This window comes from Neoakkermansia glycaniphila, assembly GCF_900097105.1.
GTDB lineage: Bacteria > Verrucomicrobiota > Verrucomicrobiia > Verrucomicrobiales > Akkermansiaceae > Akkermansia > Akkermansia glycaniphila.
Window position 1 is genome coordinate 1,374,833 of the sequence record NZ_LT629973.1, and the last position, 21,381, is coordinate 1,396,213.

Annotated in this window: 21 protein-coding genes; 9 read left to right on the top strand and 12 right to left on the bottom strand. The window is 59.9% G+C overall.

All coding sequences use genetic code 11. The features are described from left to right. Positions 1–104: 104 nt before the first annotated feature. From PYTT_RS05805 to PYTT_RS05815, 3 genes are read left to right on the top strand one after another with little or no spacing between them, the layout of a single operon-like run. Positions 105–662: a DJ-1 family glyoxalase III gene (locus PYTT_RS05805; RefSeq protein WP_083076785.1), complete on the top strand. Its 558-nt coding sequence runs from the start codon at positions 105–107 to the stop codon at positions 660–662. After that, positions 652–1,644, top strand: coding sequence for a hypothetical protein (locus PYTT_RS05810; RefSeq protein WP_067776116.1), 993 nt, complete (start codon positions 652–654; stop codon positions 1,642–1,644). Before PYTT_RS05805 ends, PYTT_RS05810 begins: the two co-directional genes overlap by 11 nt. 25 nt (positions 1,645–1,669) lie before the next feature. Continuing rightward, complete coding sequence (locus PYTT_RS05815; protein WP_067776113.1) at positions 1,670–2,227, top strand: hypothetical protein; 558 nt, start codon at positions 1,670–1,672, stop codon at positions 2,225–2,227. A 19-nt stretch (positions 2,228–2,246) separates the two neighbouring features. Here PYTT_RS05815 and PYTT_RS05820 read toward each other — a convergent pair whose 3' ends face one another. Further along, complete coding sequence (locus PYTT_RS05820) at positions 2,247–2,612, bottom strand: ArsR/SmtB family transcription factor (protein WP_067776110.1); 366 nt, start codon at positions 2,610–2,612, stop codon at positions 2,247–2,249. Between the two features lie 73 nt (positions 2,613–2,685). Between PYTT_RS05820 and PYTT_RS05825 the strand changes: the two genes are divergently transcribed. Together PYTT_RS05825 and PYTT_RS05830 are read left to right on the top strand one after the other, a co-directional pair. Continuing rightward, positions 2,686–3,204: a rhodanese-like domain-containing protein gene (locus PYTT_RS05825; protein WP_083076783.1), complete on the top strand. Its 519-nt coding sequence runs from the start codon at positions 2,686–2,688 to the stop codon at positions 3,202–3,204. Positions 3,205–3,229: 25 nt separating this feature from the next. Beyond that, the gene (locus PYTT_RS05830) at positions 3,230–4,882 is read left to right on the top strand and encodes an FAD-dependent oxidoreductase (RefSeq protein ID WP_067776107.1); all 1,653 of its coding nucleotides are present in this window, start codon (positions 3,230–3,232) and stop codon (positions 4,880–4,882) included. Positions 4,883–4,889: 7 nt separating this feature from the next. Here the strand turns inward: PYTT_RS05830 and PYTT_RS05835 are convergent, their stop codons facing one another. The 6 genes from PYTT_RS05835 to PYTT_RS05860 are packed head-to-tail and all read right to left on the bottom strand — an operon-like array spanning position 4,890 to position 8,947. Then, positions 4,890–5,366, bottom strand: a complete 477-nt coding sequence (locus tag PYTT_RS05835; protein ID WP_197677920.1) for a GNAT family N-acetyltransferase — start codon at positions 5,364–5,366, stop codon at positions 4,890–4,892. Positions 5,367–5,379: 13 nt separating this feature from the next. Further along, on the bottom strand, positions 5,380–6,309 hold the full coding sequence (locus PYTT_RS05840; RefSeq protein ID WP_067776104.1) for a glycosyltransferase family 2 protein: 930 nt from the start codon (positions 6,307–6,309) through the stop codon (positions 5,380–5,382). A 42-nt stretch (positions 6,310–6,351) separates the two neighbouring features. Beyond that, complete coding sequence (locus PYTT_RS05845; protein WP_067776101.1) at positions 6,352–6,864, bottom strand: hypothetical protein; 513 nt, start codon at positions 6,862–6,864, stop codon at positions 6,352–6,354. After that, positions 6,861–7,655, bottom strand: coding sequence for a tRNA threonylcarbamoyladenosine dehydratase (locus tag PYTT_RS05850; protein ID WP_067776098.1), 795 nt, complete (start codon positions 7,653–7,655; stop codon positions 6,861–6,863). The genes PYTT_RS05845 and PYTT_RS05850 overlap by 4 nt, the downstream gene beginning before the upstream one ends. Positions 7,656–7,658: 3 nt before the next feature. Beyond that, entirely contained in the window at positions 7,659–8,459 is an 801-nt protein-coding gene (locus tag PYTT_RS05855) for a TIGR00282 family metallophosphoesterase (protein ID WP_245741084.1), read from the bottom strand. Next, a complete protein-coding gene (locus PYTT_RS05860; protein ID WP_067776095.1) occupies positions 8,456–8,947 on the bottom strand; it encodes a universal stress protein in 492 nt (163 codons plus the stop codon). The genes PYTT_RS05855 and PYTT_RS05860 overlap by 4 nt, the downstream gene beginning before the upstream one ends. Before the next feature lie 459 nt (positions 8,948–9,406). Here PYTT_RS05860 and htpG point away from each other — a divergent pair, with 459 nt between their 5' ends. Continuing rightward, positions 9,407–11,245: a molecular chaperone HtpG gene (gene htpG / locus PYTT_RS05865; protein WP_067776092.1), complete on the top strand. Its 1,839-nt coding sequence runs from the start codon at positions 9,407–9,409 to the stop codon at positions 11,243–11,245. 81 nt (positions 11,246–11,326) lie between these two features. On the opposite strand, the gene PYTT_RS13590 is transcribed toward htpG, so the two are convergent. Continuing rightward, the gene (locus PYTT_RS13590; protein WP_176712507.1) at positions 11,327–11,743 is read right to left on the bottom strand and encodes a hypothetical protein; all 417 of its coding nucleotides are present in this window, start codon (positions 11,741–11,743) and stop codon (positions 11,327–11,329) included. A 334-nt stretch (positions 11,744–12,077) separates the two neighbouring features. On the opposite strand from PYTT_RS13590, the gene PYTT_RS05875 reads away from it, so the two are divergent. Both PYTT_RS05875 and PYTT_RS05880 read left to right on the top strand, forming a co-directional pair. After that, positions 12,078–14,213 (top strand): family 20 glycosylhydrolase, encoded by a 2,136-nt coding sequence (locus tag PYTT_RS05875; RefSeq protein WP_067776086.1) that lies wholly within the window; start codon positions 12,078–12,080, stop codon positions 14,211–14,213. A gap of 334 nt (positions 14,214–14,547) precedes the next feature. Then, a complete protein-coding gene (locus tag PYTT_RS05880; protein ID WP_067776083.1) occupies positions 14,548–14,901 on the top strand; it encodes an RNA recognition motif domain-containing protein in 354 nt (117 codons plus the stop codon). Between the two features lie 174 nt (positions 14,902–15,075). On the opposite strand, the gene PYTT_RS05885 is transcribed toward PYTT_RS05880, so the two are convergent. Genes PYTT_RS05885 through acnA form a run of 3 tightly spaced genes read right to left on the bottom strand, consistent with a single transcriptional unit; the run spans position 15,076 to position 19,521 of the window. Continuing rightward, on the bottom strand, positions 15,076–16,125 hold the full coding sequence (locus PYTT_RS05885) for an acyltransferase family protein (RefSeq protein ID WP_067776080.1): 1,050 nt from the start codon (positions 16,123–16,125) through the stop codon (positions 15,076–15,078). A 12-nt stretch (positions 16,126–16,137) separates the two neighbouring features. Then, on the bottom strand, positions 16,138–16,773 hold the full coding sequence (locus tag PYTT_RS05890) for a YdcF family protein (RefSeq protein WP_067776077.1): 636 nt from the start codon (positions 16,771–16,773) through the stop codon (positions 16,138–16,140). A 6-nt stretch (positions 16,774–16,779) separates the two neighbouring features. Next, the gene (gene acnA, locus PYTT_RS05895) at positions 16,780–19,521 is read right to left on the bottom strand and encodes an aconitate hydratase AcnA (protein WP_067776074.1); all 2,742 of its coding nucleotides are present in this window, start codon (positions 19,519–19,521) and stop codon (positions 16,780–16,782) included. A 247-nt stretch (positions 19,522–19,768) separates the two neighbouring features. On the opposite strand from acnA, the gene PYTT_RS05900 reads away from it, so the two are divergent. After that, a complete protein-coding gene (locus tag PYTT_RS05900) occupies positions 19,769–20,839 on the top strand; it encodes a phosphate acyltransferase (protein WP_156850332.1) in 1,071 nt (356 codons plus the stop codon). 114 nt (positions 20,840–20,953) lie between these two features. On the opposite strand, the gene PYTT_RS05905 is transcribed toward PYTT_RS05900, so the two are convergent. After that, a complete protein-coding gene (locus PYTT_RS05905; protein ID WP_141675818.1) occupies positions 20,954–21,376 on the bottom strand; it encodes a hypothetical protein in 423 nt (140 codons plus the stop codon). Positions 21,377–21,381 lie beyond the last annotated feature (5 nt).

The window sequence follows — 21,381 nt, forward strand, 5'->3', positions numbered from 1 at the left end:
AAAGTTCCTGTTTCGCCAAATGCTTCACACGGCATCCTGCACACCTGCCGGAATACGGCCACTCCATGCTTGCACTCCCGCATCAACCATGATATGAAACAGGTATGATAGACACCATACTCGTCCTGATGGCGCCCGGTTTCGAAGAAGTCGAATTCTGCACGCCTGTCGACATCCTGCGCCGCCTGAACATCCCCGTCGTCACTGCCAGCGTCGGCGAACGGGAAGTCAAAAGCGCACGAGGCATCTCCATGCGGGCGGACATCCTCCTGCACGATGTCGACGAATCGGAAGTCGGTGGCATCATCCTCCCGGGCGGAGCCGGATCATGGGTTCTCCGCGACACGCCCGAAGCCCTGCGGCTCGTCCGCATGGTACATGAAAAAGGCGGCCTCGTCGCTGCCATCTGCGCCGCCCCCATCGCGCTGCGCGCCGCAGGCGTTCTGGACGGCAAACGGGTCACAGCCTACCCGGCGGACGAAGTCATCGCCGCCGTTTCCGAAGTGGCGACGGTCACGCATGCCCCCGTCGAACGGGACGGCCATATCATCACCGGACGCGGCCCGGGCGCAGCATTCGAATTCGGCTTCGCCATCGCCTCCTATCTCGGCCTCGGCAAACAGGTGGAAACCCTTCGCAAGGAAATGGTCTATGAAGCCTGAATCCCTCAACCGCCGCGTCCTCTGCCTGCTCATGCCGGGCAGCATGCTCGCGGCTTCCGCCCTGTCCGCCGAAACGTGGACGGACACCCGGGGCAAAACCATCACCGCCGGATTCCTCGCACTGGAGGGCAACAAAGTCTCCCTCGACATGAAGGGGAAAAAAGTCTCCGTCCCGATGGAAAAACTCTCGCCGGACTCGCAGAAGCGGGCTCAAATGCTGGCGGAATCCCCCGTCCGCGAACTCGCGGGCCCGTTGGAGCCCGGCAAGGAATACCTCTACGAAATCCCCTTCGCACAGGAAGAAAAACAGGTCGTCGAGCGAAGAATCCGACCTTCGGCAGGACTGCCCATGCAGCCCATCCTGCGCCTGTCCGTCACCGTACCGCCCGATTTCGACCCGGAAAAACCGCAAAAAGTCATCTTCGTCCGCGCCACCATCTCGGGCAATGCCGGATCGGGCGGCCACCGCATCGCCATCCCCGCCTTCATGGAAGCGGCCCAGCAGCTGGGCTGGATCATCGTCTCGGCAGACAATCCCGCCGGCATTCCCCGTGAAAACGTTCTGGACGCCGCCACCCTGCGCACGGCCTGCAACATGCTGGAGCAGGCATGGCCTGCCTTCCGCTCCTGGACCTTCGCCACGGGCGGATTCTCCGGCGGCGGCACCTCCTCCGTCCATGCCATCGGCGGCTTGCATCAGGCAGGCATCACCGTCAAGGGGGCTCTCGTCGGCGGCTCGCGCTTCTACGTCTATGAAGACCTGGCGAACGCCTACAAATGCCCGCCGGAAAAATCCACCCAGGTCAAATACTTCTTCTCCAACGGCAGGCGCGACAACCTCGCCACTCCCGCCCTCGTGCAGGACGTCATCTCCAAAATGCAGGCCAAAGGCTGCAAAAACACCCGCGTCGAATGGCACGAAGGAGGCCACAGCTTCTACCGCCCGCACATCGCCGACGCGTTGAAATGGTTTGCCGAATAACCCAGCACCGCACTGCCGCACCGCCATGATCTACATCGTCCTAGCCGTCATCCTGCTCGGCATCGCCGTACCGGTCTTCCTCGTCGGCAGGCACAAGGACATCCCCGTGGAATCGTCCGGCGATGAACACACGGAACGGCCGGCTACCGAAAACGAAAGCAGCGAAACCCTCAGGCATCGGTTGGGCATGCTCGAAACCCTGCTCTCCGTCGAAGACCGGTTTCCCGGAGAGTGCGGATGGAGCGACCGGAAAGAGCCTCGCGACACCTTCCGATTCAATGACGGAGAACATGCCGCCACCGACTTCCACTTCCTGCCGGACGGCTGGCTGGCCATCCTGGAAACATGCACCTGCGCCAATCCGGACATCGCCGCCATCGCCGCAGGATTCCCCGACGCCTCGCCTCAAAGGGAAATCCTCGACTCCGTCGCCGGGAAGAAAACCGTCACCGGCATCATCTCCATGCAAAACGGCGTCCTCCGCTGCTATCCGGACGAAATCCAGCTCGAAGGGCACCTCTGGCCCCTCTTCGGCAGCGAAGACGAACTCGCGGCCTATGCCGCCGACTACCGCTTCCTCTAAACCTCCCGCTGCTCGCCGTTCAAACCCCTTCCGAGCGCGGCGCGGCGCCATCCAGCAACTCGCGGTAATAAGTCGCGCGGGACATGATCTTCTCCGCCGCCAGACCGCACAAATCGCACAGCGTATCATCCGGCAGGAAATAAAGCGTGCGTCCCTTGTCCGGCTTCTTTCCCACGAAACCGGACTCGAACAACAGCTTCAGATGCTTCGACGCCACGCTCTGCTGAATCTGCAACCGCTCGACCAGCTCGCCGACCGTCGCCTCACCCTCCGTGCAAATGGAAGATAAAAGCCTGAGCCTCACAGGCTCGGAAAGCATCTTGAAAAAAACGGCCAGTTCCGCAAGCATGCCGGGCGAAGCACATAAGGACTGCTGATTTGTCATACACCCGATTTTAAAATTGACGAAAGAAAGAGTCAAGTCTATATTCTCAATATCGCGATATGCGAATATAATCATGAAAGCATCAGAACTGCATGCCCGCATGGAACGCAGCGACGTCGAACTGCTCGATGTCCGCACCGAACTCGAATTCAACCAGGGGCATCTCCCCGGCGCAAGGAACATCCCGCTCGACCGCCTGCAGGCCGACGGCTCCTTCACCCCCGAGAACGCAGCCCGCCCCCTGTGCATCATCTGCCAGAGCGGCAAACGCGCCGAAAAGGCCCTCGCGCACCTCCAAAGCGCATGCGGCATCGAAAGCTGCATCCTCGAAGGCGGCATGAACGCCTGGCAGGAAAGCGGCAGGCCGGTGCAGAAAAACCGGGGCACGCATGGCATCACCCTCATCAGGCAGGTGCAAATGATCATCGGCGCCGCCAACCTTCTCGGCCTTGTCCTCGCGTGGCAGATCTCTTTCTGGTGGCTCCTGCTGCCCGCCATGACAAGCCTCGGCCTGCTGATGGCGGGTTTGACAGGCTTCTGCGGACTCGCCGTCCTTTTATCCAAAATGCCGTGGAACCGCATTGAACATTAACCACCGACCAATTGTCACCACCACCATGGACAAACAACTCACCACCCTCATCGTCGGCGGCGTTGCCGGAGGAGCCACCACGGCGGCCCGCCTCAGCAGGCTCGGCGCCGGGCGGCGCATCGTCATCATCGAACGCGGCGGCTATGTCTCCTTCGCCAACTGCGGCCTGCCGTACTACATCGGCGATGTCATCCCCGAACAATCCTCCCTCATCCTCGCCTCGCCGGAACTCTTCCGCAGCCGCTACGGCATCGAAGTCCTCCTCAACCACGAAGCGATCTCCATCGACGCAGCCTCCTCCACCCTCCTCGTCAGAAACCTTGCCACAGGAGAAGAACTCCCCATACCCTACGACGAACTCGTCCTCTCCCCCGGAGCCGCGCCCTTCCGCCCGCCGATGCCCGGCATCGACCTTGCGGGGGTCATGACCCTCCGCACCGTCCCGGATGCCGAAGCCGTCAAAGCCTACATCGGCCGCCACAACGTACGCTCCGCCCTCATCGTCGGCGCGGGCTTCATCGGACTGGAAGTCGCGGAAAACCTCCGGGAACTCGGACTGGAGGTCACCCTCGTCGAAGGCGCACCCCACATCCTGCCCCCGCTCGACACCCACATGTCGGGATACGTCTCCCGCCTGCTCGAAGAACGCGGCCTCCGCATCGAAACGGGGAAAATCGCCCAGGGCATCCGCCGCACGGAAGACGGCCGCCTGCAGGCATACGCGGACGCATGGGAAAGCCCGGCAGCGGACATGATCCTCCTTTCCATCGGCGTACGCCCCGAAACCTCACTGGCCCGCACCGCCGGCATCGAAACGGGCAAAACGGGCGGCATCATCGTCGATACTCAGATGAAAACCTCCGTCCCCGGCATCTGGGCCGTGGGCGATGCCGTCGAAGTCGTCTCCCGCGTCACCGGCAGGCCCATGCTCCTCGCCCTTGCCGGAGTCGCCCAGAAACAGGCGCGCATCGCCGCCGCTTCCATCATGGGAAGACAGGAAGAATTCCACGGCGTACTCGGCACCAGCGTCCTGCGCATCTTCGGCACCACCGTGGCCATGACCGGAATGAACCCGGACACGCTCGCCCGCCTCGGCTATGAAGACGATTACGAATACATCGACGCCCACCCATACCAGCACGTCACCTACTACCCGGGCGCAACCCCCATCCACATGCGCCTCGTGTACCGCAAAAAAGACGGCCTCATCCTCGGCGCCACCGCCATCGGCGAAAACGATGCCGCGCGCAAAATAGACGTCATCGCCGCCCTCATGAGCAAAAACGGCACCGTGTACGACCTTGAGGAAGCGGAAATGTGCTACTCCCCGCAGGAAGGAGCGGCCAAAGACGCCGTCAACATGGTCGGCATGGCCGCAGCCAACAACCTCCGAGGCCTGCACCCCCTCGCACATGCCGGAGACATCGGCCGGCCCGGCACCTTCCTGCTCGATGTGCGCGAGGTGGCGGAAACAGTCCGCCAGCCTTTTGCCGGAGCCGTCAACATCCCGCTCTCGCAGCTGCGCTCCAGATGGCAGGAACTCCCCGGAGATCGAACCATCCTCGTCCTCTGCCAGGTCGGCGTACGCGGCTACAACGCCACGCGCTTCCTCTGCAACATGGGCCTCGACGCACGCAACCTCAGCGGCGGCTATATCACCATGAGCCTCGGTTCCTGAACGCCCATCAACCCCGCCCCGGCGCGCCGTTCCGCATCTTGGCAAGATAAACGAGCCGCACGCCGGGCATCAGATCCGTTTCACGGAACGGTTCATAACCCATGCTCCCGTACAATTCCAGATTCCGATTGCTTGCCACACTCGTAAACAGCTCGTAGCGGCAGCTCGGGCATTCCTCCTCCATCGCGGCAAGCAACCTTCGGCCAAGGCCGCGTCCCTGAAAACCGGGATGCACCATCAGCTTGCCGATCCTCAGCGTCTCGCCATCCCGGAAGCCTCGCACCGACCCCGCCAGCGCGCCCTCATCCGAAACGGCCTTCAATACCGTACCCTCTCCGAACTCCCGCACAAGATCGGGAAGCGATTGCACCATCGGAGGAATCGTCTCGCAGCCCAGCAAATCGGCCTCGCTACGGAATGCGAGCCGCTGCAAGGCGAGAATCTCCGGCAAATCCTCCTCGCAAGCATGAACAATACGCATCATTTGATCCGCAATCTTATTCGGACTTGCCTCCAACTATGTAAATCGGCCTCTTCTTGACCTCCAGATACGCCTTGGCGATATACTGGCCGAGAATCCCCATGCACAGCAGCTGCACGCCGCCAATGAACATGATCAGGCACACGAGAGAAGTCCAGCCGTAAACGGCCGTCATCGGATCGAGGAAATGGCGCACGGCCAGTACCACGATCGTCACCATGGCAATCACGCACAACAGCATGCCCATGAACGAAGCCAGAGCCAGCGGCACGGTGGAAAACGAAATGATACCCTCAAAGGAATACTTCAGCAACTTCCAGAACGACCACTTCGTCTCTCCGGCGGCGCGCTCCACATTCTCGTACTCCAGCCACTTCGTCTTGTAGCCGACCCATTGGAAAATCCCCTTGCTGAAACGGTTGTACTCCGGCATGGCCAGAATGGCAGCCACCACCGGGCGGCGCATCAGGCGGTAATCGCGTGCGCCGTCCACCAGCTTCGTATCGGAAATATGATTGATGAAGCGGTAAAAGCACCGCGCAAAAAACGACCGGATCGGCGGCTCCCCGGAGCGCGTGCTGCGCCTCGTACCCACCGTATCGTAACCTTCATCCAGACAGGCACCCACCATCTCCGGCAGCAGCGAAGGCGGATCCTGCATATCCGCATCCATCAGGCACACGAGATCCCCCGCAGCATGCTGCAAACCGGCATAAATCGCCGCTTCCTTGCCGAAATTGCGGGAAAACGACACATACCGCAGGCTCGCATCTTCCCGGTTGAACTGCTGCAGAATGGACAAAGTGGCATCACGCGAACCATCGTCCACGAACACCACTTCCAATTCATCGACTCGCAACTGCGGCCGTACATCCTGCACGGCCTTGCGGAAGATGGGCAGAACTTCGGCTTCGTTATAACAGGGAACGATCAGAGAGAGCTTCATGAGCCCTTATACTAATACTGATGCCGCACCCTGTCCAGCCCATTATTGCACTTTGGCCGTCGCCGGAATGATCGCAGGACGGATGGAAACCTCCTTCGTCGAATAACGTTCGGACGGTTTGAACAGCCAGCCCGGATCGGCATTGCGAAGCTGGTACTTCTTCGCCCGGAACACCTTCAGCTTCTGGTTGGAATTGGGATCGTAGGCATAGCGTCCCGTATAGTTGCCGTACAGAATATACTCGTAATTCTGGTCACGGCCATACGTCTTGTTCGGACCGTCTTCCGGGCCTCGGTCGGGCGTGGGGCAAAGCTCCTCGTCCATCAGCACGAGATCGGCCTTTGCCCAGGGTGTACGGGGCGTGCGCACATAACCCCAGAAGCGGGTTCCGGGCACATGGTAGCGGCGGGCGACAAAATAATTGCCCGGCTGCTCCTTCATGATCACGGCATTCTGCTTCGCGATCGCTTCGAGGTCGCTCTTGGTCGTATCGCACTGGCTCAGCGTCAGCGTGAGCAGCACGGCGGCAATGGTGCGTTTGGCGGTGGTATTCATTGGTCTTGCTTGGACGAAAGGTAAAGATTGACGGCTGCCCCGGCAGCCAGAAAGCCGAAACTCCCGGTAATATGCGTGGCGGAACCGAAACCCGAATCGCAGGCCATGCGACCGGTGAAACCGGGGTCGCGCGTGCAAGCCGTGCCGCCGTCGCATTGCGGATAGCGGGGTTTCTCGGGAGAAAACACACAGGGAATGCCGATCTCCGGAGCCTTATCCTCCAACGGGAGGCCATACTCGCGGCGCAGCATCTTGCGGAGCGTGGAAAGCAGGTTATCGCCGTGCGTCCGCGCCAGATCGGCCAGCTTCACCTGCGAAGGATCGATGCGGCCTCCTGCGCCCCCGCAGGTCACCACGGGTACGCCTTCGGCATGGCAAGTGGCAATCAGGTGAGCCTTGGGCTTCATCGCGTCGATAGCGTCGATCACCAGTCCGGGCTTCTCGCCGAACAATCGTTCGGGCTTGGAAACAGTATAAAAGGCAGGCACTTCCACCACCTCGATCTCGGGATTGATCAGGCGCAGCCGCTCGGCCATCACTGCCGTCTTCGAGCGGCCAACCGTACCGTCGAGCGCATGAATCTGCCTGTTCGTATTCGTGATGCACAGATCATCGAGATCCATCAGAATCACATGGCCGACTCCCGTCCGCGCCAAGGCTTCAGCCACCCACGAACCGACTCCGCCGATCCCGACCACCGCCATCCGCGCAGCAGCGAGGCGTTCGGCATCCTTGCGCCCGTAAAGCCGCGCAATCCCGCCGAACCTCTGTTCCCAACTCTCCGTCATCATCGCTCAGGCATTCTTTTCATACATGCGCTGAATGCGCTCGAAACGGACGGCCTTGCCCGTCTCCATATCGATGGAAGCCACCGCACCGCACAGGCGCACGGGCCAATCCGCCACGGGAAACTTGGAAGGCAGCGTCGTACAGAACCGCTTCAGCACCGCATCCTTGTCGCGCCCCAGCACGCTCACGGCAGGCCCGCACATCCCGGCATCCGTCAGATACGCCGTACCGCCGGGCAAAATCATATCATCCGCAGTCTGCACATGCGTATGCGTGCCTATCACCACGCTCGCCTTGCCGTCCAACAAATAACCGAGGGAAATCTTCTCGCTCGTCGTCTCCGCATGCACATCCACCAGCACCGCATGCGCGCCTTCTTCGCGGAGGCGAAGCACCTCCTGCTCCCCGACTACAAAAGGATTCTCCAGCGGCGGCTGAATGAACGACCGCCCCTGCACCTGCACCACGCCCACCTTGCCCTTCGGCGTCTCCAGCAGCACGGAACCGTGGCCCGGCGTACCCTGCTGGTAATTGATGGGACGCAGCAAACGGGGCTCCCCATCCATCCACGGAATCAGATCGGGCTGATCCCATACGTGATCGCCCATCGTAATCGCATCCACACCGCTCCGCAGCAATTCCTGCGCAATCTTCGGCGTAATGCCGCGGCCTCCGGCGGCATTCTCCCCGTTGACCACAATGAAATCGAGGCCGAACTCCTCCCGCAGCTCCGGCAGCGCACGCATGGCAGCAGTACGGCCCGGCTCCCCCACGATATCGCCGATGAACAGCAGATTCAGCATCATGCGCCTTCTCCTTGCTTATCGGCATCGAACGCCTTCACCGGCACCACGAGTACGGGAACCTTCGCATGGCGGATCACCTCCTCGGCCACACTGCCGAGGAACACGGAAGAAAGGAAACTGTGGCTGTGGTTGCCCACGATAATCATATCCGCGCCTTCCTTCTCCGCATAGGTTTCAATCGCTTCCTGCGTGTCGAACTCATCCGTCACCTTCGAGTGGACGACGACGCCCCATTGATCCTTCAACTCCTCGGCGAGCTGGCGCAGGCGCATCTCGGAAAGGGCCTTGATCGTCATACTCTTGCCTACTTCCTCCTTCGGAATCACGACGTCCTCCGGAAAAATTCCGGCCACGTCGTAGGCAATACGCGGCTCCACAACGTGGATCAGGTGAATCTCACCCTGCATGGCACGCGCAAGCTTGCCCGCCTGCTCGGCAACCTCGGGGGTGGCGTCCGAAAAATCGATGGCAACCAGAATCTTCATCATACAAAGGTACGATAGCACCGCACCGCACCATCATCAAGCCGAAAGTCGCGCCAGAGGCCACGCTTTTCCATTCAATCACGTGATGCGAAAAAAGCATGGGACGGGAAGCCGCAGATTTCGCAGATTAACACAGAACAATATTTATGATAAACATCTTGCCATCAATCGAATCGTCAAATCAATGACATGGAAAGAATGGCAAAAAAACATTTTCTACCCTCACTCATTCAACGAATACGTAAAGAGAAAGTTGAAATTTCCATCAAAAAATCTGTGATAATCAGTGCAATCTGTGGCCCATCAATTCCTAATAATCAAAGAAAATCCCATGTAAAACAGAATACACCACCCCACCCTGCATGACGCGCTCCGCTGGACGCATGGCACGCTTCCGGGGCCTCCGCCCCTTGACCCGGAAGCCCGTATCCGCTATCATGGGAACAGCCTATTTTCACCTATATGTCAACAGATACACATCCATTCCAGACAGAAGTACGCCAGCTGCTCGACATCGTCATCCATGCCTTCTACAGCGACCGGGAACTCTTCATCCGCGAACTCGTATCGAACGCATCGGACGCCCTCGAAAAACTCCGCCTCAAGCAGCTCACCGGAGCCGCCGTTTATGAGCCGGAACGCGAACTTCGCATCTCCATCACCACCGATGAAGAAAAGAACACCCTCACCATCGCGGACTCCGGCATCGGCATGACCCGCGATGAAGTCGTCGAATACCTCGGCACCATCGCCCACTCCGGCACCAAGAAATTCCTCGAAGCCATCAAGGAAAGCGACGGCAAGGGCGACCTCATCGGCCAGTTCGGCGTCGGCTTCTACAGCTCCTTCATGGCCGCGAAAGAAGTCGAAGTCATCACCCGCTCGTGGGAACCGGACGCCGCCCCCGTCAAATGGGTCAGCGACGGGCAGGACGGCTACACCCTCTCCGAAGCCCCCGCCGACACGAAACGCGGCACCGAAATCATCATCCACCTCAAGGAAGAAGACAAGGAATTCGCCCAGCCCTACCGCGTCCGCCACATCCTCACCCGCTACTCGAACTTCATCAGCTTCCCCATCGACTTCGACGGTGAGCACCTCAACACCGTCCAGGCCATCTGGGCGAAATCGAAAAGCGATGTCAAACCCGAAGAATACGACGAATTCTACCAGTTCATCGCCCACACCGAAACGAAGCCTCTCAGCTACATGCACTTCAGCGCCGATGCCCCAATCGCTCTGAACGCCCTGCTCTTCGTCCCGGAAACCAACCCGGAAAACACCGGATTCGGTCGCTGCGAATCGAACGTCTCCCTGTACTGCCGCCGCGTCCTCATCGACGCCAAGCCCGAAGGCCTCCTCCCCGAATGGCTGCGCTTCCTCAGCGGCGTAGTGGACAGCGAAGACCTCCCCCTGAACATCTCCCGCGAAATGCTTCAGGACAGCTCCATCATCCGCAAAATCAACGGCATCATCACCAAACGCTTCCTCAAGCACCTCGAAAAAATCGCCAAGGACGACACGGAAAAATACGCCGAATTCTACGCCCAGTTCTCGCGCTTCCTCAAGGAAGGCATCGTCACCACATGGGAACACAAGGAAGCCCTCGGCAAACTGCTCCGCTTCGAATCCACCTTCACGGATGCGGGCCAGCTCACCAGCTTCGAGGAATACGTCTCCCGCATGAAGGAAGACCAGAAAGCCATCTACGTGCTGAACGGCCCCTCCCGCGCCCAGCTTGAAAACAGCCCGTACCTCGACGCCCTCAAGGCCCGCGGCTACGAAGTCGCCTTCCTCACCGACAACGGCGACCAGTTCGTCATCGACGCCCTCTCCAGCTTCGACGGCAAACCCATCAAGGCCGTCGACCGCGCCGACCTTGACCTCCCCGAAATCGAAGGCGACAAGGAAACCGGGCTGGACGAAACCCAATCCACCGGACTGCAGGAATGGCTCGAGACCCTCTACAAAGGCAAATTCGAGAAAATCACCCTCGGCAAACGCGTCGTCAGCAGCCCCGCCATCGCCCTCCAAGGCTCGGACGACATGGGCCCCGAAGTACGCGCCTACATGAAAGCCATGGGACAGGAAGTACCCGAAAGCCACCCGCAGCTCGAACTGAACCCCACCAACCCCCTCGTCAAAAAACTGGCCGACCTCCGCACGGATGATCCCGCTCTCGCGGAACTCGTCGCCGGGCAGATCGTCAACACCGCCCTGCTCCGCGCCGGCATGCTGGAAGACCCCTCCCAGCTCGCCGCCAACTCGCAGGAACTGCTGGAAAAACTGCTCGTCAAATAAGCAGCCCCATCCAGCCGAAGCATCACAGGCCGTCCCGCCCATGCGGGGCGGCTTTTTGCATGCAGGAAAACGGGCAGAAGGTCACTCCCTGTCGGATATGCGCCGGATCAGGGAAACATCCCCCTGCTCCAGCGCGGCCATATCCATATCATAGAGACTCCATGCAACATCCTCATACATGATCCGGGGCGAACGAACCTCGCCCGGCGCGTCCGCATCCTCCGTACAAGTCAGCGTCCAGGTCCCGGCCCATTCCTGCGCCGTCCAGGTATGCAGAACCCGCGCTTTCCCTCTCTCGTACACGATTTGCATCCGGTGGCGCAGATCCTTGCAGGGCAGCATGGCTGCCGCCAGCTCATCCACCGTCCGCACCTCATGCACGCGCTCCCAGCCTTCCGGCAGCTTGCGGGTCCAGCCTCCGGAATCGCTGATATCCATAACAAAAACGGACAACATGAGGAAACAAAACAACGCCAGCATCGAAAGAACCGACCACATGACAGCCAAACCCATCCATTTCAATAGGCGGCGCAACCATAACGGCACGCTGTTCGGCCGCGGGCACGGCATATTGACCGTGCGCCCGGGATGCAGGACTTCAGCACCGCCGCCCGACGCAAGGATCGGGCACGACAACACTCTCGTCCTGAAATCTTTTCAACGGCAAGGGGAAGATTCGCGTTTCATGGATGGCAGAGGGGGGATAATCCGGATGGTTCGGGCATCAACCATCCTCCGGAACAACATAAAAAACGCCGCCGCTTTGTCCAGCGAATTATCCGCTTTCCGTTTTCAGCTTGACATGGCGTCTCCTTTCCCTATTATTACCAGAATGTTGAACGCCATCATACATTCTTTTGCCCTCCTTGCCTGCATGCCGTTGATAGCCGCCGAATGGACCAGCCCCCATCCTCTGGCGCAGGAAGAAAAAGCCCCCGTTTCCCTGCTTCCTTTCCCCTCCCAAGTGGAATGGAAAGAGGGCACCTTGCAGATGGATGAAAGCACGGCATGGCTCGCTGTTCTCACCGTTAACGGCAAAACGACGGAAGGAAAAGCGAGCGATATTCTGCCCGAAGGCATCCGTACGGTCTTCAAGCAACTGATCCATCGGAACGGCCATTCAAAACCTCGCACCTGCACATTATCCATCGTTCTCGACAAAGCCGATGCGGAACGCCTCGGTGCTGAAGGATATCAGCTTGATGTGGCAAAAAACGAAATATCCGTCAAGGCGGCGACGGATGCCGGAGCCTTCTACGCCATGCAAACCCTTCGCCAGCTCGCCGCGCACCCGGGCGGCATTCCCTGCTGCTCCATCGTGGACAAACCTGCCTACGCCATCCGCGGTTTCCTGTATGATGCCGGGCGCAACTACCGCACCATCGACGATCTCAAGAACCATCTCGACCAGATGGCCAAGGTCAAGCTCAACACCTTCAACTGGCACCTGACGGATTACCCGGCATGGCGCATCGAATGCAAAAAATACCCCATTCTGAACGATCCCTCCAAGCGCACGAAAGATCGCGACGTAGACAAAACCTATTCCTACGACGAGATTCGCGAGCTCTTCCGCTATGCCAGGGAACGGCACATCCAAATCATTCCGGAAATCGACATGCCCGGGCACAGCGATTATTTCACCCGCTGCTTCGGCTTCAAAATGGCCAGCGACAAAGGGCAGGACATTCTGGAAGAGCTGCTCGAAGAATTCTGCCAGGAAATCCCGGCGGACATCAGCCCATGGCTGCACATAGGTGCCGATGAAATCCATATTCCGAATGCCGTCCAATTCGCCAAACGCATGAGCGGCAAAGTCAAATCGCTTGGTCGCAGGCCCATCCAGTGGGGCGGCAAAAACGACCTGCCCGTCCCCGAAGGCGTCGTCGCGCAGGTATGGGGCGACGAAGGCGCGCAAGACGCATTCAAGCCCGGCAAACAGCCGGGAGCCTTCTTCGATTCGACCATGGGTTATCTGAACGCTGCCGACCCCGCCGTCCTCGTTCGCTGCAACTTCTTCCGCCAATACTGCGGTACCCCGCAGAGCACCGACAAAGCCCTCGGCACCTTCCTGTGCCTGTGGCCCGATGTGCGAGTGGACGACAAAAGCAAGATCAACATGCAGAGCGGAGTCTATCCCGTCATGTACACCTATGCCGAACGCGCATGGAAGGGCTCGCAGCAGGACGCCTCCCGCTACACAGGCTATCTGCCGAAACAAGGGACGGAACCCCGCAAGGCATTCGAACTCTTTGAAAAACGCCTCGAAGATATCCAACGCGCCGAATCTGCGGACAAAGCCATACCTTTCCCCTACTGGCGCGATTCCTTCATGCGGTGGACCGTTGTCGGCCCCGCACCGAAGGCGGATGCGGACAATGTGCGCAACGCCATCCTGAACGGCGATCTGAACAAGCTGAACATCGCCCGGAGACAGGAAGACGGCGGCAATCTGTCCTTCCGCACGCGGGCACGCTCCGAAGGCATGTTCCGCCAGCAGAAACCCGGCGTCACAGCCTGGGCGACCACTACTCTCCATTCCGATTCCGACCGCACCATGCATGCCTACGTCGGCTTCGATGCCCCCGGCCGCGCCACCCGCCGATGTTCGGGCATGCCGAAGGCCGGAGAATGGTCGCAGTGCGGCACGCGCATCTGGTTGAACGGGAAGGAACTCAAAAACCCCGTAACCTACAGGCTCGCAGGACAGCGCCGCTATGAGAAACACACATGGTTCCAGCCCGCCAATGAACTTCCCTTCGACAATGAAGAATTCTGGTGGGCCCGCGATCCCGTGCCGTTCCAGCTCCAAAAGGGGGAAAATACGCTTGTCATCGAACAACCCTACACGGGAGACTTCCAATCGTGGGGAGTTTCTTTCATCCCGGTACGCAAAGCGGAACCGGCAGACCGCGCAGGAGCCATCGAATGGGTGCCCGACCGCTCAGTGATGCCCGAAAAACAGTAACCTGCCGTTTTTCATCCCTCTTTCCCACCCGGCCTGCCGATGGCATGGCCGGGCTTCAGGAGCCGCATAGGCCAAAGTCGAATTTCTCCCGTTTCGGGAACAAATTCGTCATTTTACAGCTCTTTTGCGGTCAAATTCCGGATTTTTTCGGAAATGGAGGTAAAATGGAGGCGGGAATATGCAGGTTTACGCATAATATGCTTGCAGTTTTTGCATTGAGAGCATAGTCTTTTTCTCGACACCAGTGTCTGTTTTATTTCAAATCTGACGAGTTCAATCCCCGACCCCGGGGAACGCTTCAAAGAAAAACCAGTACACCCGTCGATTTGTTAATATGAACACACAAATTTATATCGGAAATTTATCCTTTAACGCTACCGAACAGGATCTTCGCGATCTCTTCGGCGCTCACGGTGAAGTCACTGCAGTCTTCATCCCCACCGACCGCGAATCCGGAAGGCCCAGAGGCTTTGCATTCGTCACCATGGCCACTCCCGAAGCGACGACCGCCGCTATCGAAGCCTTGAACGGACAGGATTGCCAGGGCCGCCCCTTGGTCGTCAATGAAGCCAAGCCCCAGCAGCCTTCGGGCGGCGGCGGTTTCCGCGGCAACGGCGGTGGCGGCAGGCGCAACGAAGGCGGTTACGGCCGCCGCGATGGTGGCGGTTACAACCGCAATCGCCGCTAAAACCGGACACGCGTGAGAAGAGCCTCGGCGCCTTCTCCATCATAACCTTCCGGCAAGGCCAGGTGCGATCATGCGCCTGGCCTTGTTGTTTGCCCGGAACAGTCATCCGCTGCCTGAAGGCACTCCATCGTTGCGCGGATCATGCTTCGTCCTGCATGAACGGCATGTTGTCCATCAGGCGCGCTTCTTCACCAGGCACAGCAGTTCGAGATACTGCGGCAGGAAACGGGCAATGCCGCGGTACAGCAGCAGGCAAAATGCCATCGCGGCGATGGGAGTCAGGATCGTAATGATTTGCGGCACAGGTTCGCCGAAACAGGCGATCAATTGCTCCTTCACGGGCTGCTGAACGATATAATGGACGACGAAGACGAGGAATGCGGCCGGCCCGTATGCAGCCACACGGGCGGCAAAGCGCGGCAAATGGCGCGCAGCGAGAATGCTCGTACTCATAACGCTCAACCCTCCCAAAGCAATCAGCGCACAGGATGCCGCCGGATCGTACTGCCATTCGTACACCATGTAGAACACGGCCAGTGAAACCAGAATCGGAGCCCATGCGGCCTGTTCCATAAACGCGGTGAACCTTCGCATATCAGCATGGCGGCGCACCAGCATGCCGAGGGCGAACACCCCGGCGGCAAGCACGCTCTCATACGTGCGGAACGGCATCCAGTCCGGCTGCAGCGCATCAGGATAATAGGTCAGATTATGGACGGCGCACGCACCGCAGATCAGAATGGCCAGCCATTTGGAAGAGAGCCTGCCCAGCAGGGGCGCGAACAAAGCCAGAACGATCAGAGTCCTCAGATACCAGAGAGGCACATTGTACGCGGCGAAATAGTTCCAATCCGTCAAGCCCATCCCCCGGGCGAGCGAGGCGAAGGACAGGCTTCCGAAATCCCCGCGCGCCAAGGCTTCGTGATGATAATACGGAAGCAGCACGCACAAGCCGACGGCGCCCCAGAGCAGCCACGGCCTGGCCAGCATCCACGCACGTTTCCAATCGAGCCACGCACCGGATTGCGGACGGGCGAAGTAGCCCGACAGGAAGAAGAAAATGAAAACGAGGCTGTGGTAATTGAACTTGTCGAACAGGTACAGGCTATCCCATGCCCGGTCACTGTGCCGGATAATCACGTAAAATGCCGTCAGCACCCGGCAGAAATCGACCCAGACCACGCGGCCGTTCTGTTGTTCGAGTGGAGGCGTTGCACGAGTCATGGCACCGGGACGTTATCTGAGCAGTTGGGAGGTGTATCCCAGCCCGACCAGCGTCAGGAAGGCTTCTTCCGCACGGGCGGAGAAAGGTTGCTCCGTGGAGAATCCGAGGCGCGGGTATTCCAGAATGCGCTGGTAGTCGCCCACCATCGCGGAGATGACGATTTCCTCGTTCAGCGTATCCGTCAGGTACTCGTCAAAGGTCATCTGCGGCGCGGACACCTGAAAAGGCATACCCGGCCACTGGGCTTCAAGCGTCGCCAGCGTGCGGCGTTCCATGTAAGGCTTCTGCAAGGCGATAATGCTCTGCGGCTGCAAACCGTTTTCCTCCAGAACTTCGCGCGAAAAGCGGATATTCTCCCCCGTGTTGGTGGAACGAGTTTCGAGAAGAATCGCCTCGCGGGGCAACCCCGCCGCCTCGGCTGCAGCAGCGAACCGCTCCGCTTCCGTGCCGCGCAGCCCTTCCGTAAAACGGCCTGCTCCGCCGGAAAACAGGACGCGGGGAGCCAGCCCCTGCCTGTACAGCCCGGCGGCGTACACGCCTACCCGCTCGTCGTTGCTCCCCAGAACGAGGAGCAGATCGGCGGGTTTCAGATTCTGGTGCAGCCGATGGTACTCCCAAAGGACAGCTACGGCTTCATCCTTCGTCATGGCGAATCAGCAGTATTTGCCGAGCACATAGGGCAGGATGCCCCCGGCGCGGTAATATTCCTTCTCGATGGGCGTATCGATGCGGACGACGACCGGCAGCTCGAACGAGGCTTCCCCGGCAGGCTTCACCACAAGCGTGGCCGTGGCGCGCGGTTCGATATCGTTGTGCAGGCCCGTAATGCTGAAAGTCGCATCCTTGAGATTCTTCACGCGGTCGTAATCCGCCGGATCGGCGAAGTTCAGCGGCAGCACGCCCATGCCAACAAGATTGGAGCGGTGGATGCGCTCGAAGCTCTTGGAAACGACGGCCTTCACGCCGAGCAGATTCGTACCCTTGGCGGCCCAGTCGCGGGAAGAGCCCATGCCGTAGTCTTCCCCGGCAATGATAATCTGGTTCACGCCTTCGTTGCGGTAGGCCATGCCTGCATCGAAAATGAAGGTCGGCGTGCCGGAAGCGGCGGTGATTTCCACATCGGGAGCGGAAATGGCTTCACCACCGAAATACAGCGTGTAGCCGCCTTCCGTGCCTTCGACGAGAAGGTTCTTCAGGCGCACGTTGGCAAAGGTGCCGCGCGTCATCACGAGATCGTTGCCGCGGCGGGAGCCGAAGGTGTTGAAGTCGCGGCGCTCGACGCCCATCGAAGCCAGGAACTTGCCGCCCGGGCCCGTGGCGCGGATGGCTCCGGCGGGGGAAATATGGTCGGTCGTCACCGAATCGCCGAAGATACCGAGCGGGCGGGCGTCGGCAATATTTTCGATGTCGCGGCGGGAACCGTTGAACCCGTCGAAATACGGCGGGCGGTGAATGTACGTCGAAGCGTCATTCCATGCGAAAGTCGCACCCTGCGGCCCTTCGACGGCAGCCCAGAGCGGGTTCTTGTCCGGCGTCAGGCTATAGATCTCGCGGAAGGCATCGGCATTCACGGCACGGGCTTCGGCGGCGGCGATCTCCTCGCTGCTCGGCCAGATGTCGCGCAGGTACACATCCTGCCCGTCGGAGCCCTTGCCGATCGGCTCCTTGTCCATATCGATATCCACGCGTCCTGCGAGGGCGAAAGCGATCACCATCGGCGGGGACATCAGGAAGTTCGCCTTCACGGAAGCATGCACGCGGGCCTCGAAGTTGCGGTTGCCGGAAAGCACCGAGCAGGAAACGAGGTCGTTCGCCTTCACAGCCTCTTCGAGATCGTGGTTCAACGGGCCGGAATTGCCGATGCAGGTCGTGCAGCCGTAGCCGACGGTCGAAAAGCCGATGGCGTCAAGCGCATCCTGCAGATCGTTCGCCTTGAAGTAGGTATCGGCAATGCGGGAACCGGGGGCCATGGAAGTCTTGACGTAGGCAGGCACCTTGAGGCCAAGGGCGACAGCCTTCTTCGCAAGGATACCCGCGCCGATCATCAGCCCGGCATTCGAGGTATTCGTGCAGGAGGTAATGGCGGCGATCAGCACGCTGCCGTCGCGCAGTTCCACGTCATGCGTTGCGGATGAATCGGGATTGCCCGCCTCACCGTGCATGGTTACGCGGACGGGAGCGGAAGGCTCGGCCTTGCCGTAGCCGCCTTCGGCTACCGGAAGAGTCAGCAGCTCGTTGAAGCGTTCCTTGAGAGAAGACAGCACGATGCGATCCTGCGGACGCTTCGGCCCGGCCACAGCCGGTTCCACGGATGAAAGATCGAGATCCAGCTCCACCGAATAGTCGATATCGCCGCGCTGCGGCATGCCCCACAGGCCCTGCGCCTTGTAATAATTTTCGTAGGAAACGACGTCCTCCTCCTTGCGGCCCGTGGCGCGCAGGTAGCGGGCGCATTCCTCGTCGATGGGGAAGTAGCCCATCGTCGCGCCGTATTCGGGAGCCATGTTCGCCACCGTCGCGCGGTCCGGCAGAGTCAGCGACGAAGCTCCGGGGCCGAAGAACTCCACGAACTTGCCGACGACTCCCTGCTTGCGGAGCATCTGCGTCACATGCAGGGCGAGATCCGTCGCCGTCACGCCTTCGCGCAGCTTGCCGGTCAAATGCACGCCCACCACTTCAGGCACGAGGAAGGTAATCGGCTGGCCGAGCATCCCGGCTTCCGCCTCGATGCCGCCCACGCCCCAGGCCACGATGCCGAGGCCGTTGATCATCGTCGTATGCGAATCGGTACCCACCAGCGTATCCGGGTAGAAAACGCCGTCCTTCTCCATCACCCCGCGGGCGAGGAACTCCAGATTCACCTGATGCACGATCCCCACGGAAGGAGGAACCACCGAAAAAGTCTTGAACGCCTGCTGGCCCCACTTGAGGAACTTGTAACGCTCCGTATTGCGCTCGAACTCGCGGGCGAGATTCTGCTTCAGCGCATCGGGATAGCCCGACCAGTCCACCTGCACGGAATGGTCCACCACCAGATCCACCGGCACGAGAGGCTCGATGGCCGAAGCGTCGCGCCCCAGATCCTGCATCGCGGAACGCATGGAAGCGAGATCCACCAGAAGCGGCACGCCCGTCAGGTCCTGCAGAATGATGCGGGCCACCGTGAAGGGAATCTCGTAGCTGCCGGGATTCTTGGCTTCCCAGCTCGCCAGATTGTCGACATCCTTCTGCGTAACCTTCAAACCGTCGCACTCGCGCAACAGGGACTCCAGCACAATACGGAGGGAAACGGGCATACGGCCGACCCTGTCGTAACCTGCATCCGCCAAAGACGGCAGGGAGTAGAAGGCCCCCTGCTTACCATAACCTGTAGTGAACGTGCGACGAGTATCCATGATAACAATAAATTTACCCCCACGCGGGGGTCGCGCGGAGTATAGCCTCTTTTTTTTTGAATGCAAGCATATAATGCAACATGCAGGATATGCCGGGAGAGGTGAAAACGGCAAAATCGGACGCCTTGCACACCCACTCCGGAAACAACCCGCAACCTCCTGCCGAAAAAACATTCCGGCCTCACCCTTTGAGATTGATACCCCCTCCGTCCTGTGATAGCATGGCGGTGATTTGAACACGACCGCCATGCTCGAACCTTCCACCAATACATTTACCGAGCCTCTTCTGGAAAACCTGCGCAAACATCCCAAGCGCCTCGTTTTCACGGGAGGGGAAGACGCGCGCATCATCCGCGTCGCCTCATGGCTCGTACAGGAAATGGCGGCGGCTCCCATCCTCCTCGGCCGGCGCGACATCATCCGCCGCATCGCCGAGCAGAACGACATCCCCCTGAACTTCGTCCGCATCATCGAACCCGCGAAAAGCCCGGACGTACCCGTCTTCTGCGAACGTCTCACCCGCATCCAGAAAATCATCGGCAACGACGAAATCGACGTCTGCTCCCTCGTCGTCCAGCACATCCACTTCGCCGCCATGATGACCCTGTACGGACAGGCAGACAGTGTCATCGCCGGCAACAGCCTCGGCACCGCCGCCATCGTGCGCGCCGCCATGCGGTACAGGCAGGACTTCCAGCACCCGCAACTCTTCGGCATCAACATCCTGCACATCCCCGAATTCGCCGAACGGTACGGACAGAGTACCTACTTCACGGCAGACTCGATCCTCACCCCCGTACCCACGATCGAACAGCTTGCCCACAGCGCCGTCGAAACCTCCAAATTCGCCCGCCACCTGCTCGGCCACACCATCCAGACCAGCATGCTGAGCGCATCCACCCTCGGCAGCAAGCCCGACCTCCCCGCCAACCGCGTACAGGCAGCCGTCGCGCTCGCACAGGCCCAAATCCGTCAGGAAGGGCTCAACTCCGAAATCGCCATCGAAGGCGAAATCCAGATCGACGCCGCCATCAGCCACGAGGCCTACTCCATGCGCGTCAAACCCAGCTCCATCCGCAGGCCCAGCAACGTACTCATCTTCCCCACGCTCGACGCGGCGGACATCACCACCCGCCTGCTCAACCTCATGGGCACCGTACATTCCTACGGACACATCCTGAGCGGCATCCTCTTCCCGCTGGCCATGGTCACGCGCCTCGCCACGGAAGAGCAAATCTACGGCACCGCCCTCATCGTCGGCAACGAAGCCATCAAATACCACCACCTCTACCCGGAAGGCACGGCTCCCGTCTATTGACGAACCGCAGGGCGGCACATTCCGCATGCCCTCCCGCCACCTTCGGTACAGCTCCTCACGAAAAAACCCCGGATCATACAATCCGGGGTTTATCATTTTCTGCTACTATCCGTCTTATTGAAGTACTGAATCGTCCCACTCCATCGCGGCAAACTCGTCTAGACTGAGGGATGCGCCGTTGTTCTCCACAATCGTGCAAATGGCATCCACAAGCTCCTCGTCGCCGATGGAGCGCATGGCATCCGCCAGAAGCACGGAATCATCCGGCAGAGAAACATCGCTCACAGCAATGGACGACGGCTGTGACAGGGAGGGCAGAAGCACCTGCACAGCCGCGCCGAGCGCCAACACTGCAGCAGCTGCGGAAGCCACCCACCAACGGCGGGAGCGCAGCCTGCGGTTTGAATAGGGAGACTCAGCGTCTCCAAGCCTGGACATCACACTGTCCGCAAAACCCTCGGGCGCCGCATATTTGCGAGCCTTCCCGAGCAGCGCATCCAGCGCTTGATCGCGTGCAGTATCATTGGAAACCTTCATGCCCA